Origin of the sequence: Fulvimarina endophytica (genome assembly GCF_003403015.1) — a bacterium.
GTDB lineage: Bacteria > Pseudomonadota > Alphaproteobacteria > Rhizobiales > Rhizobiaceae > Fulvimarina > Fulvimarina endophytica.
In genome coordinates this window covers 375,850-388,278 of record NZ_QURL01000002.1, presented here as the reverse complement: position 1 = coordinate 388,278, position 12,429 = coordinate 375,850, and the positions used below count along the sequence as shown (strand labels likewise).

12 protein-coding genes, 1 tRNA gene and 1 pseudogene are annotated in these 12,429 nt (G+C 64.1%); all 14 read right to left on the bottom strand.

Features of this window, described 5'->3' with window-relative positions; all coding sequences use genetic code 11:
* Positions 1-3: 3 nt before the first annotated feature.
* Positions 4-312 (bottom strand): NADH-quinone oxidoreductase subunit NuoK, encoded by a 309-nt coding sequence (gene nuoK / locus DYI37_RS05255; protein WP_116682146.1) that lies wholly within the window; start codon positions 310-312, stop codon positions 4-6.
* A gap of 28 nt (positions 313-340) precedes the next feature.
* On the bottom strand, positions 341-961 hold the full coding sequence (locus tag DYI37_RS05250) for an NADH-quinone oxidoreductase subunit J (RefSeq protein ID WP_116682145.1): 621 nt from the start codon (positions 959-961) through the stop codon (positions 341-343).
* A 99-nt stretch (positions 962-1,060) separates the two neighbouring features.
* Complete coding sequence (gene nuoI / locus DYI37_RS05245; protein ID WP_116682144.1) at positions 1,061-1,552, bottom strand: NADH-quinone oxidoreductase subunit NuoI; 492 nt, start codon at positions 1,550-1,552, stop codon at positions 1,061-1,063.
* 151 nt (positions 1,553-1,703) lie between these two features.
* Positions 1,704-1,928, bottom strand: a complete 225-nt coding sequence (locus DYI37_RS05240; protein WP_116682143.1) for a hypothetical protein — start codon at positions 1,926-1,928, stop codon at positions 1,704-1,706.
* The gene (gene nuoH, locus DYI37_RS05235; protein ID WP_116682142.1) at positions 1,910-2,962 is read right to left on the bottom strand and encodes an NADH-quinone oxidoreductase subunit NuoH; all 1,053 of its coding nucleotides are present in this window, start codon (positions 2,960-2,962) and stop codon (positions 1,910-1,912) included. Before nuoH ends, DYI37_RS05240 begins: the two co-directional genes overlap by 19 nt.
* Positions 2,963-2,974: 12 nt before the next feature.
* Complete coding sequence (gene nuoG / locus DYI37_RS05230; protein WP_116682411.1) at positions 2,975-5,050, bottom strand: NADH-quinone oxidoreductase subunit NuoG; 2,076 nt, start codon at positions 5,048-5,050, stop codon at positions 2,975-2,977.
* Between the two features lie 140 nt (positions 5,051-5,190).
* Complete coding sequence (nuoF, locus tag DYI37_RS05225; RefSeq protein WP_116682141.1) at positions 5,191-6,495, bottom strand: NADH-quinone oxidoreductase subunit NuoF; 1,305 nt, start codon at positions 6,493-6,495, stop codon at positions 5,191-5,193.
* A 968-nt stretch (positions 6,496-7,463) separates the two neighbouring features.
* A pseudogene (nuoE, locus tag DYI37_RS20250) lies at positions 7,464-8,067 on the bottom strand (NADH-quinone oxidoreductase subunit NuoE); the annotation flags it as partial.
* A 603-nt stretch (positions 8,068-8,670) separates the two neighbouring features.
* Positions 8,671-9,861 (bottom strand): NADH-quinone oxidoreductase subunit D, encoded by a 1,191-nt coding sequence (locus DYI37_RS05215; protein ID WP_116682139.1) that lies wholly within the window; start codon positions 9,859-9,861, stop codon positions 8,671-8,673.
* A gap of 4 nt (positions 9,862-9,865) precedes the next feature.
* On the bottom strand, positions 9,866-10,291 hold the full coding sequence (locus tag DYI37_RS05210; RefSeq protein WP_116682138.1) for a GFA family protein: 426 nt from the start codon (positions 10,289-10,291) through the stop codon (positions 9,866-9,868).
* A 14-nt stretch (positions 10,292-10,305) separates the two neighbouring features.
* Positions 10,306-10,914, bottom strand: coding sequence for an NADH-quinone oxidoreductase subunit C (locus DYI37_RS05205; RefSeq protein ID WP_116682137.1), 609 nt, complete (start codon positions 10,912-10,914; stop codon positions 10,306-10,308).
* A 10-nt stretch (positions 10,915-10,924) separates the two neighbouring features.
* Entirely contained in the window at positions 10,925-11,509 is a 585-nt protein-coding gene (locus DYI37_RS05200; protein ID WP_116682136.1) for a NuoB/complex I 20 kDa subunit family protein, read from the bottom strand.
* Complete coding sequence (locus DYI37_RS05195; RefSeq protein ID WP_116682135.1) at positions 11,500-11,865, bottom strand: NADH-quinone oxidoreductase subunit A; 366 nt, start codon at positions 11,863-11,865, stop codon at positions 11,500-11,502. Before DYI37_RS05195 ends, DYI37_RS05200 begins: the two co-directional genes overlap by 10 nt.
* A 377-nt stretch (positions 11,866-12,242) precedes the next feature.
* Positions 12,243-12,319: transfer RNA gene (locus tag DYI37_RS05190), tRNA-Asp, on the bottom strand.
* Between the last annotated feature and the right edge of the window lie 110 nt (positions 12,320-12,429).

The following is a 12,429-nucleotide window of genomic DNA, read 5'->3' as shown; positions in this document are numbered from 1 at the left end:
CGATCAGCCTTTCATCGTGTTGACGTCGTCGACGGCGATCGAGCCGCGATTTCGGAAGAAGACGACGAGGATCGCAAGGCCGATCGCAGCTTCCGCGGCGGCGACCGTCAGGACGAAGAGGGCGAAGACCTGCCCCGCGAGATCGTCGAGAAATGCGGAAAACGCCACGAAATTGATGTTCACCGCGAGCAGGATCAGCTCGACGGACATCAGGATCGTGATGATGTTCTTCCGGTTCATGAAGATGCCGAAGACGCCGATCACGAAGAGGATCGCCGCGACGGTCAGGTACTGGCCGAGACCGACTTCCATGCTGTTCAAGCCCCTCGTCCTTTCAATGTCAGATGCCGCGTCCGCTCTCGACCTTCTTGATCTCGATCGCGGTCGCGGGATTGCGCGCCACCTGATCGGGAATCGACTGTCGACGGACATTTTCCTTGTGGCGAAGCGTGAGCACGATGGCTCCGATCATCGCGACGAAGAGGATGAGACCCGCAAGCTGGAAGAACAGGATGTAGCGGGTGTAGAGCACGTTGCCGAGCGCTTCGATGTTGGACAGCCCCCCGGTCTCGGCCATGGGCAGAGCGGTCGTCATCGTCATGGGTGCGGGATCGGCAAGGCCGCCCGAGACGGCGATGATGAGTTCGGCCAGAAGCAGCACCGCGATCACCGCACCGAAGGGCGCGTACTGAACCGCTCTCTGCTTCAGCTGTCCGACGTCGAGATCGAGCATCATGACGACGAACAGGAAGAGGATCGCGACGGCGCCCACGTAGACGACGATGAGGATCATCGCGAGGAATTCGGCGCCCGTCAGGAGGAACAGGCCAGCCGACGCGACGAATGTGAGAATCAGGAACAGCACCGAGTGTACCGGGTTCCTGGACAGGACGACCATCAACGCACCGCCGACGGCGATGAAGGCGAAGATGTAGAAGAAGAATGCCTGGAGACCGAGCATCGAAGCTCCCTGTTGTCACTGTCGCGCGGCTCGGCGCGGAGGGCCGCGCGAGTCGTCGGGCTCTGCGTTTGCGAGACCGTTTCTAAAGTTCGGCCCCGCTTACCTGTATGGCGCGTCGAGCGCAATGTTGCGCGCGATTTCCCGCTCCCACCGATCGCCGTTCGCAAGCAGCTTCTGCTTGTCGTAATAGAGCTCTTCGCGGGTTTCCGTCGCGAATTCGAAGTTCGGGCCCTCGACGATCGCATCGACCGGGCAGGCTTCCTGGCAGAAGCCGCAATAGATGCACTTCACCATGTCGATGTCGTAGCGCACCGTGCGGCGCGTGCCGTCGTTCTGGCGAGGTCCGGCTTCGATGGTGATCGCCTGGGCCGGACAGATGGCCTCGCACAGCTTGCAGGCGATGCACCGCTCCTGGCCGTTCGGATAGCGGCGAAGCGCATGCTCGCCCCGGAAGCGCGGGCTCGTTTCACCCTTCTCGAAGGGATAGTTGATGGTCGCCTTCGGCGCGAAGAAATAGCGCATCGCAAGGCCGAACGCCTTGATGAACTCGATCAGGAACAGCGATCGGACGGTCTGTTTGATGGCGGACATGGATCAGATCCCAAAACTGTCTTCGGCTTCCCGAACGCGTCGGCGCGAACGCCGCCCGGCCCGGGCAATGATAATCGGCACCGCGCCCGATCGCTGCTTCACCGCGAGGCCACGGGGAAGACGACGGGTTCGGGGCGCACGATCGCGGAGGTCATAGGAGGTAGGCCCCGACATACCACCCCGCGATCGGAAAGAACACGAGCTGCGAGATCCGGACGATCTCGATGATCACGCCGCTTCCGATCCGCTCGGCCGGCATCTTCTGCCGGAACCGGTCCCGGACGAAACCGAGAAGGACGTAGTCGGCGATCCCGATGGCCAGCCCGATCAGGGCGCCGAGGATCGCCGGGATCTCCATCACGCCGCGGCGCCCCATCCGAAGATCTGGATGACGAAGGCGGTGACGATGACCATTGCGAGCGACAGCGGAAGGAAGACCTTCCAGCCGAGCCGCATCAGCTGGTCGTAGCGGTAGCGGGGCACGAACGCCTTCACCATCGCGAACATGAAGAACACCAGCCCACCCTTGATCAGGAACCAGATGAAGCCGGGAACCCAGGTGAACGGTGCGAAATCGAAGGGAGGCAGCCAGCCGCCGAGGAACAGGATCGTCGTCAGGCAGCACATCAGGGTGATGGCCGCATATTCGCCGAGCATGAACATCATGTACGGGGTCGCGGAATACTCCACCATGTAGCCGGCGACGAGTTCCGACTCGGCTTCCGGCAGGTCGAAGGGCGGCCTGTTCGTCTCGGCGAGCGCCGAGATGAAGAAGATGATGAACATCGGGAACAGGCCGAGCCAGTGCCAGTCGAGGAAGGTCGCCGGAAGGCCGATCATCGTCCCGAGGCCCGTCGACTGGGACAGGACGATCTCGGTGAGGTTCAGCGATCCGACGCAGAGCAGCACGGAGACGATCACGAAGCCGATGGAGACTTCGTAGGAGACCATCTGCGCGGCCGAGCGCAGCGCGCCGAGAAAGGCGTATTTCGAGTTCGACGCCCAGCCGCCCATGATCACGCCGTAGACCTCGAGCGAGGAGATCGCGAAGACGTAGAGGATGCCGATATTGATATCGGCGATCACCCACCCGTCGGCCACCGGAATGACCGCGAAGGTGGCGAGCGCCAAGGTGACCGCGACGAGGGGCGCGAGAAGGAAGACCGGCTTGTCGGAGGAGGCCGGGATGATCGGCTCCTTCAGTGCGAACTTCAGGAGATCGGCGAAGGACTGGAACAGGCCGAACGGGCCGACCACGTTCGGGCCGCGCCGCATCTGCACGGCCGCCCAGATCTTGCGATCGGCGAGCAGGATGTAGGCGATCAGGACGAGCAGGACCACGATGAAGAGGACGCTCTGGGCCGTGATGACGAGAGCCGGCCACACGTAGAGGGAGAAGATGTCAGTCAAGCCGTGTCGTCCTTATTCCGCAGCTGCCAGATGGGTCTGGCTGGCAAGCTTGGAGCATTCGGCCATCACCTTCGAGGCCCGCGCGATCGGGTTCGTCAGATAGAAGTCCGGGATGTTCGAGCGCAGGGGCATGGATGCCAGCTTTTCCGCCCGGTCCGCAAGGGTCGTGATGGAAGCGGGGTCAGCGGCCTCCACACCATCGGTGCGCATGAAACCGTGCTCGGCGTAGAGTTCCTTGCGCAGCTGCAGCAGCGAGTCGAACGGAAGCTGCTTGCCGATCACCGCCGACAGCGCGCGCACGATCGCCCAGTCTTCCTTGGCTTCGCCCGGGGGGAACGCGGCGCGGCTGGCGACCTGCGCCCGGCCCTCGAGGTTCACATAGGTGGCGGACTTCTCCGTATAGGCGGCCGCCGGCAGGATCACGTCGGCGCGGCTTGCGCCGCGATCGCCATGGCTGCCCGTGTAGACCACGAACGGGCCGTCCTTTATCTCGATCTCGTCGGCACCCATGCTGAAGAGAAGATCGACGCCGCCGGAAGCCATTTCAGCCGCAGAAAGTCCGCCCTCGCCCGGCACGAAGCCGATATCGAGCCCGCCGACGCGCGAAGCCGCCGTCTGGAGGACGTTGAAGCCGTTCCAGCCATCCGTCACCGCCCCCACTTCCCGTGCGAGAGCTGCGGCCGAGGCAAGCACCGAGGCGCCGTTCTCGCCCATGAGGGCTCCCTGGCCGACGATGATCATCGGGCGCGAGGCCTGCTTGAGGGCTGCGAAGAAGGCCTCGCTCGCACCCTCGATATCGGAAAGGGTGTCGGTGCCGGCGCCGAGATAAGTGTAGTCGTAGCGCAGATCCGTCCGCTCGCCGACGAGACCGATCGGGAAGCCGTCCATGCGCCAGCGCTTGCGGATGCGCGTATTGAGAATCGAGGCCTCGAAGCGCGGATTGGCGCCGATGATGAGAAGCGCGTCGGCCTCCTCGATGCCCGCGATCGTCGTGTTGAAGATGTAGGAGGCGCGCCCGTCCGCCGGATGGTTCACCGAACCGTCCTGGCGGCAGTCGAGATTGGGCGAACCGATCTCGGCCATGACCCGCTTCATCGCCCACATCTCCTCGACGCCGGAGAGATCCCCCGCGATCGCGCCGACCTTCGAGGCGTCCGTCGCGTCGAGCTTGGCCTTGACGGCCGCGAAGGCCTCGGGCCAGCTCGCGGGCTGCAGGCGCCCGTCCTTGCGCACATAGGGCCTATCGAGACGCTGAACCCTCAGACCATCCCACACGAAACGGGTCTTGTCGGAGATCCACTCCTCGTTCACCGCCTCGTTGGTTCGCGGCAGGATGCGCATGACCTCGCGGCCGCGCGTATCGACGCGAATGCCCGAGCCGACCGCATCCATCACGTCGATGGTCTCGGTCTTGGTCAGCTCCCAGGGACGCGCCTGGAAGGCGTAGGGCCGCGAGGTGAGCGCGCCGACGGGGCAGAGATCGATGACATTGCCCTGGAGTTCGGACGTCATCGCCTGTTCGAGGTAGGTGGTGATCTCCGCATCCTCGCCGCGGCCGACGAGGCCGAGTTCGGAAATGCCGGCGATTTCGGTCGTGAAGCGGACGCAGCGCGTGCAGTGGATGCAGCGCGTCATGATCGTCTTGACGAGGGGGCCGATATACTTGTCCTCGACCGCGCGCTTGTTCTCCACATAGCGCGAGGAGTCGACGCCATAGGCCATCGCCTGGTCCTGCAGGTCGCACTCACCGCCCTGATCGCAGATCGGGCAATCGAGCGGATGGTTGATCAGCAGGAATTCCATCACGCCCTCGCGGGCCTTCTTCACCATCGGCGTGGTCGTGAAGACCTCGGGCAGTTCGCCGTTCGGTCCCGGACGCATGTCCTTGACGCCCATCGCGCAGGATGCCGCCGGCTTGGGCGGTCCGCCCTTCACCTCGACGAGGCACATGCGGCAATTGCCTGCGATCGACAACCGCTCGTGGAAGCAGAAGCGCGGGATCTCCGCGCCCGCTTCCTCGCAGGCCTGAAGCAGGGTGTAATGATCGGGAACATCGACCTCGCGGCCGTCGACCTTGAGCTTCGTCATCGTCTCAGACTCTTTCTGCCGGATGGAAGACATCCGCTTTCTCTGCCGGGCTCCGCCGCCGACCCTTCGGCCCCATCGAACGCGCGTCCTGGCGCGGATGCCGGACCGGGAAGCATGCGGGGGCGACCGGCGCCATCAGCCTATTCCGCCGCCACGAGATGGGGACGATCGAGATCCGCATTGCGCGAGAACTCGTCGATCCGGCGCTCGATCTCGGGGCGGAAATGACGCATCAGGCCCTGGATCGGCCATGCGGCCGCATCGCCCAGCGCGCAGATCGTGTGACCCTCGACTTGCTTGGTCACCTGGAGGAGCATGTCGATCTCGCTCTTCTTGGCGTTGCCGACGGCCATGCGCTCCATCACGCGCCACATCCAGCCCGTACCCTCGCGGCACGGCGTGCACTGTCCGCAGCTTTCGTGCTTGTAGAAATACGAGATGCGCGCGATCGCCTTAACGATGTCGGTGGACTTGTCCATGACGATGACGGCGGCGGTGCCGAGCGAGGTCTTGATGTCCTTCAGGCCATCGAAATCCATCGGCGCGTCGATGATGTCCTTGCCCGGCACGAGCGGGACCGAGGAGCCGCCCGGAATGACGGCGAGGAGATTGTCCCAGCCGCCGCGGATGCCGCCGCAATGCTTCTCGATCAGCTCGCGGAAGGAAATGCCCATCGCCTCTTCCACCGTGCAGGGCTGTTCCACATGGCCGGAAATGCAAAAGAGCTTTGTGCCGGTGTTGTTCTCGCGGCCGATGCCGGCGAACCAGCCCCCTCCCCGGCGCAGGATCGTCGGGGCGACGGCGATGGACTCCACGTTGTTAACCGTGGTCGGGCAGCCGTAGAGACCGACATTGGCCGGGAACGGGGGCTTCAGGCGCGGCTGGCCCTTCTTGCCCTCGAGGCTTTCGAGAAGCGCCGTCTCCTCGCCGCAGATATAGGCGCCCGCGCCGTGATGGACGACGATGTCGAAATCCCATCCGCACGAGTTGTCGCGGCCCAGAATACCGGCCTCGTAGCATTCGTCGACGGCGCGCTGCAAAGCTTCGCGCTCGCGGATGTATTCACCGCGGATATAGATGTAGGCGGTGTGGGCGCCCATCGCGAAACCGGCGATCACGCAGCCTTCCAGCAGAGTGAACGGGTCGTTGCGCATGATCTCCCGGTCCTTGCAGGTGCCGGGCTCGGACTCGTCCGCATTGACCACGAGATAATGGGGCCTGCCGCTGCTTTCCTTCGGCATGAAGGACCATTTGAGGCCGGTCGGGAAGCCGGCGCCGCCGCGCCCGCGCAGGCCGGACGCCTTCATCTCGTTGATGATCCAGTCGCGGCCCTTCTCGATGATCTCCTTCGTCCCATCGAAATGGCCGCGCTTCATCGCGGCCTTCAGGCTCTTGTCCCGAAGACCGTAGATATTGGTGAAGATGCGGTCCTTGTCTGCAAGCATGTGCCCGCTCCTCGCTTACGATTCCGACCCGTTGCCGCTGTCGGTTCCGACATCGGCGCGCACCTTGGCCTGATCGACCCATTGATCGCGCACGGCACGTCCCCGGAAATTAAGGTAGTTGTCGACCCACACCAGCTCTTCGCGGCGCCATGCCGCGACCTGCGAGACATGGTAGACGCCGAGCTCGTTGAGCTTGGCCTCGATCACGGGACCGATCCCCTTGATCGACTGAAGATCGGAGGTTTCGCCTTCGCGCGGGCCATCGATGAGATTCTGCGGCTTCTCGCCCTCGCCGAGATCTTCGCCCTCCTGAGGCAGATCGGCCTGTTGGTCGATCGGGCGCCCGGTGCCGGCACCGGCGCTGCCGGCCTCGCCCTCGGTCGCCTTGGAGGCGAAGGTGTCGTCGTAGACGGCACCCGCACCCGTATCTGAGGTGTGGGCGCGCTCACCTTCCAGGCGCTGTCCGCCCCGGTTCAGGAGATCGTCGACCTCCGTCGCATCACGTGCGGCATCGATATCCGGGCCGCCGGGATCCTCGACCGTCTTGAAGTCCTGCACGACCGCCTCGCGGGCCGCCTTTTCGCGGTCGACGAAGCTGCCACCGGCGGTCTGCGGATCGGCCTTCGGATCATCTCCCGAGACCTGACCGAATTCCGCGGCGTCGCGCTCTTCCTGGTCGGTGCCGCCTTCGCGCGCTCCGCCTTCCTGGCCGGCGGACGGATCCTTCGCCTCGGCGACGAGATCGTCGCTCACGCTGCGCTCGTTGCTCTCGTCGACGGCGGCGTCCGCGGGCTTGCCCGGCGCATCGATCGTCGGATCGGTATAGCTCGATTCCGTATCGGGACGTCCGGCTTCGGACGGCGGCGCGGAAATCGTCGCCCCCGCGCCCGCGCCCTGGCTGCCAGCACCGTTTGCCGGCCCGGTTTCCGTCTCAGACTTCTGCTTGGAGACGAGGTCGTCGTAATCCTCGGTCAGCGAGGTCAGTCCGCCGATCGGCACGGACTCGTGGCGTCCGTTCTGCGGCCCGGTCTTCACCTTGCCGCCATTGCCCGCCTCGAACTCGTCGATGATCTCCTCGAGCCGCTCGGGCGTGAGGTCCTCATAGGCATCCTTGAAGATCATGATCATCGGTGCGTTGACGCAGGCGCCCTGGCACTCGACCTCTTCCCAGGACAGCGTCCCTTCCGCATTGCGGTGGAACGGCTCGGGATGGATCTTCTTCTTGCAGACCGCCTTCAGGTCCTCGGCACCGCGCAGCATGCAGGGCGTCGTCCCGCAGACCTGGATATGCGCCTTCGTGCCGATCGGCTGAAGCATGAACTGGGTGTAGAAGGTCGCGACCTCGAGCACGCGGATCAGCGGCATGCCGAGACGATCGGCCACGTGCTCGATCGCCGCCTTGGTGACCCAGCCTTCCTGGTCCTGCGCCCGCATAAGAAGGGGGATTACGGCCGACTGCTGGCGACCTTCGGGATATTTGCGGACGGTGGCATCGGCCCAGGCATCGTTCTCCGCGGAGAACGCGAATGCCTGCGGCTGCATGCTGTCATCGGCAAGACGTCGAACGGACATCGGACCTCGACTTTAAGAACCATTACAATTCACGCGGTTTGCGCGCGTTCTATCACAGGCTGGACAAAACGCCAGCACTACCCGTTCAGGATTTCGCACTGCGGCGAAGAGCGGCAAGCGACCGGGCTTCCCATCCCGCCGCACGACGTCTCGAAATCCTGAGGCAAGCGCCATGGGAGCCTACAGCATCGGACCGAAAAGTGGACCCGGTTTTCGGACCATCCGATGCGTCAACGAGGAGCTGGAGCTTCGGACCCGATTCTCAGATCGGGTTCAAGGCTCCAGGCAAGCCGGCAGGAGCCGCAGCCAGCCTTCGTTATGTCACGCAGATCCGGTCACGGACACTCAACATGACACGGATGCCGGACGGGCGCACCTGCTGCCGCGATCGATGAGGGATTGAAGAACACCGCCCGGGCGCCCTGCCCCGAGCGATCTCGATCCGGTTCTAGCCGCAGACGAGCCCGCTTTCACGAGCCGGACGTCACACAGCGAGACGTCCGCCCGCCCGTGAGTCGCAAACCAAGGCCGAGGAACCATCCACCTTGAGAGGCCGAGCATCCCGAAAGAATCGAGACGCTCGTGCCGGCTCCGCAAGGCCCCTTAGCGATCGACCTCGCCGAAGACGATGTCGAGCGTTCCGAGGATCGCCGAGACGTCGGCGAGGAGATGGCCCTTGCACATGACGTCCATGGCCTGCAGATGCGCGAAGCCCGGAGCCTTGATCTTGCAGCGATGGGGCTTGTTCGTCCCGTCCGCCACGAGATAGACGCCGAATTCGCCCTTCGGCGCCTCGACGGCCGCATAGACCTCGCCCTCGGGAAGGTGGAAGCCTTCGGTATAGAGCTTGAAGTGATGGATCAGCGCCTCCATCGACCGCTTCATCTGCGGACGCTTCGGCGGGACCACCTTGCCCATGGGCGCGGAAACCGGACCGGTCTTCTCGCGTCCCGAAAGGCGCTCGACACACTGTTTCATGATGCGGACCGATTCGCGCATCTCGACCATGCGGATCAGATAGCGGTCGTAGCAGTCGCCGTTCTTTCCGATCGGAATGTCGAATTCCATCTCGTCGTAGCATTCGTAGGGCTGCGACTTGCGAAGGTCCCAGGCCGCGCCAGAGCCGCGCACCATCACGCCCGAGAAGCCCATGGCCCAGGCATCGTCGAGATTGACGACGCCGATGTCCACATTGCGCTGCTTGAAGATGCGGTTGTCGGTCAGGAGCTCTTCGAGATCGTCGCAGACCTTCAGGAACGGATCGCACCAGGCACCGATATCGTCGATCAGCTTCTGATCGATGTCCTGATGCACGCCGCCCGGGCGGAAATAGCTGGAATGGAGGCGAGCGCCGGATGCGCGCTCGTAGAACACCATCAGCTTCTCGCGCTCCTCGAAGCCCCAGAGCGGCGGCGTCAGGGCGCCGACATCCATGGCCTGGGTCGTCACGTTGAGAATGTGGGAGAGGATGCGGCCGATCTCGCAGTAGAGAACGCGGATCAGCTGGCCGCGGATCGGGACCTCGACATCCGCCAGCCGCTCGATGGCGAGGCAGAAGGCGTGCTCCTGGTTCATCGGCGAGACGTAGTCCAGACGATCGAAATATGGGATCGCCTGGAGATAGGTCTTGTGCTCGATGAGCTTCTCGGTACCGCGATGCAGCAGGCCCACATGGGGATCGACCCGCTCGACGATCTCGCCGTCGAGTTCGAGCACGAGACGCAGAACGCCGTGCGCGGCCGGATGCTGCGGACCGAAATTGATGTTGAAATTGCGGACGTCGATCTCAGCCATCGGGCTATTCCTCGTCGGAAGCGTGCAGGGCGAAGAACTCGAGGCCCGTCAGCTTCTTCGTGTCGTTTGCGAATTCGTACCAGTGCGGCTTGGAGTCGATGAAGATCTGGTCCACCATTTCCGCATCGTCCACATCGCTGCAGGCCATGGCCGAAACTGCGTAGTGGGCGGCATCTTTCGTGCGGAAGAAGAGCGTGGTGCCGCAGCCGATGCAGAAGCCGCGCTCGCCCGTGGGCGACGACGCGTAGATGCCGAGCCGGTCGGTTCCGGCGATCGAGACCTCGCGCGCGCCCTCCAGCGCCATGAAGGGCCCGCCGCACCAGCGGCGGCAGGTATCGCAATGGCAGACGCTGACGCGCAGATCGTCGACCTCGGCGGACAGCTTCACGTCCCCGCATAGGCAGTGGGCATCGAGGCGTCTGGCGGCCATCGGCGCGCTCCCCGTCAGTTCGGCGCCTTCTCGTCGCCTGGCAGCACGTAGTCCGTGCCTTCCCAAGGCGAGAGGAAGTCGAAATTGCGGAATTCCTGGCGCAACTCGACCGGCTCGTAGACGACCTGCTTGCGCTCTTCGTCGTAGCGGACCTCGACGAAGCCGGTCAGCGGGAAGTCCTTGCGCAGCGGATAGCCCTCGAAACCGTAATCGGTGAGGATGCGGCGCAGGTCCGGGTGGCCGGTGAAGAGGATGCCGTAGAGATCGTAGGCCTCGCGCTCGAACCAGTCCGCCGCCGGGAAGACGTCGGTCACCGAGGGAACCGGAACGTCCTCCGCCGTCGACGTCTTGATGCGCACCCGGGAGTTCTGTCGCGGCGACAGGAGGTGGTAGACCACCTCGAAGCGCTCGGCACGCTGGGGGAAATCGACCCCGCACAGATCGACGAAATTGACGAACTGCATTTTCGGGTCGTCGCGAAGCACGGTCAGGACCTTGACCACGTTCTGCGGCGAGACGACGAGGGTCAGCTCGCCGAAGCGCACATAGCTGTCCTCCAGCCGGTCGGCCAGGGTCTCGAGAATCGCGTCGCGAACATCGTCGCTGATCTGCGGATGGGTCATCGCCGGCCCCTTATCGTTCGATCGTGCCGGTGCGGCGGATCTTCTTCTGCAGAAGCATCACGCCATAAAGCAGGGCTTCGGCGCTCGGCGGGCAACCCGGCACGTAGATATCGACCGGCACCACCCGGTCGCAGCCGCGCACCACCGAATAGGAATAATGGTAGTAGCCGCCACCATTGGCGCAGGAGCCCATGGAGATGACGTAGCGCGGCTCCGGCATCTGGTCGTAGACCTTGCGCAGCGCCGGGGCCATCTTGTTGGTGAGTGTTCCCGCGACGATCATCACGTCGGACTGGCGAGGCGAGGCGCGCGGGGCGAAGCCGAAGCGCTCGGCGTCGTAGCGCGGCATCGACATCTGCATCATCTCGACAGCGCAGCACGCAAGGCCGAAGGTCATCCACATCAGCGAGCCGTTGCGGGCCCACTGGATGAGATCGTCGGTCGAGGTGACGAGGAAGCCCTTGTCGGCGAGCTCGTCGTTGATCGCCGTCACGAACGGATCGGGCGCGGCGGTGACCGATCCGGGCGCACCGGCGCTCGCGACATCGGTCTGCGGCGAAAAGAGCTTGAGCTCGTTATCTTGGATCACTCCCATTCGAGTGCTCCTTTCTTCCATTCGTAGATGAAGCCGACGGTGAGGACGCCGAGGAAGACGGTCATCGACCACAGGCCGAACCAGCCGACGGTCCCGAAGCTCGCGGCCCAGGGGAACAGGAACGCCACTTCGAGATCGAAGATGATGAAGAGAATCGCGACGAGATAGAACCGGACGTCGAACTTCATGCGCGAATCGTCGAAGGCGTCGAAGCCGCATTCGTAGGCGGACAGCTTCTCGTCGTCGGGCGCGCGAAAGGCGAGAAGGAACGGCGCCACCAGAAGGGCAAGGCCGAGGACCAGGCAGATGCCGACGAAGATGACGATCGGCAGATACGAACTCAGAAGGTCTTCCATCGAACGGACAGGTCCTCGTTCATCGACAGGATGCCGCACGCGTCTGACGCGCGGGCGCAACAGAAATGTCGGGCCGGAAAAGCGGTTGCGCGCGGCGGCTATTTCGAGACCTGCGACACGCGACAGCCCGGCCCGGGACAACGCTCGGCCACACCTAGCCTCTCCCCTTCGCCGGTGCAAGGCGCAACGCCCCTGTCACATGGACGCGCCGCTTCCCGCCAGCGTGGCGCAGGCACGCGACGAGCGCAAGTTCGCAGCTCGGACGCCCGGAGACGAACGGATCGGCTATCGACTGGAAATGGGGAAGAAATTGCGAGACCATCCGCCCGCAGGCGGCGCGCCATTCCGTGATCTCAATCGTCGAAACTGAGAGGGAATGGCGCGAGTGACGGGGCTCGAACCCGCGACCTCCGGCGTGACAGGCCGGCACTCTAACCAACTGAGCTACACCCGCATTTGCTCGCCACCGAAGCGGCGATGGCGGTGATTTACGGGCTCGAATGATTCAAGTCAAGCGCCCTTTCGACAGGATGTCCGACCATGCCTCCGGAGGCTCCAATCCCC

Bases quoted from the DNA above. Each gene is read 5' to 3' on its own strand.
- nuoI (WP_116682144.1), bottom strand. From the start codon at position 1,552: ATGTCCGCCATCAAACAGACCGTCCGATCGCTGTTCCTGATCGAGTTC.
- nuoK (WP_116682146.1), bottom strand. From the start codon at position 312: ATGGAAGTCGGTCTCGGCCAGTACCTGACCGTCGCGGCGATCCTCTTC.
- DYI37_RS05195 (WP_116682135.1), bottom strand. From the start codon at position 11,865: ATGGAAGACCTTCTGAGTTCGTATCTGCCGATCGTCATCTTCGTCGGC.
- nuoF (WP_116682141.1), bottom strand. From the start codon at position 6,495: ATGCTTGCAGACAAGGACCGCATCTTCACCAATATCTACGGTCTTCGG.
- nuoG (WP_116682411.1), bottom strand. From the start codon at position 5,050: ATGACGAAGCTCAAGGTCGACGGCCGCGAGGTCGATGTTCCCGATCAT.
- DYI37_RS05215 (WP_116682139.1), bottom strand. From the start codon at position 9,861: ATGGCTGAGATCGACGTCCGCAATTTCAACATCAATTTCGGTCCGCAG.
- DYI37_RS05205 (WP_116682137.1), bottom strand. From the start codon at position 10,914: ATGACCCATCCGCAGATCAGCGACGATGTTCGCGACGCGATTCTCGAG.
- DYI37_RS05210 (WP_116682138.1), bottom strand. From the start codon at position 10,291: ATGGCCGCCAGACGCCTCGATGCCCACTGCCTATGCGGGGACGTGAAG.
- DYI37_RS05250 (WP_116682145.1), bottom strand. From the start codon at position 961: ATGCTCGGTCTCCAGGCATTCTTCTTCTACATCTTCGCCTTCATCGCC.
- DYI37_RS05240 (WP_116682143.1), bottom strand. From the start codon at position 1,928: ATGGGGCGCCGCGGCGTGATGGAGATCCCGGCGATCCTCGGCGCCCTG.
- DYI37_RS05200 (WP_116682136.1), bottom strand. From the start codon at position 11,509: ATGGGAGTGATCCAAGATAACGAGCTCAAGCTCTTTTCGCCGCAGACC.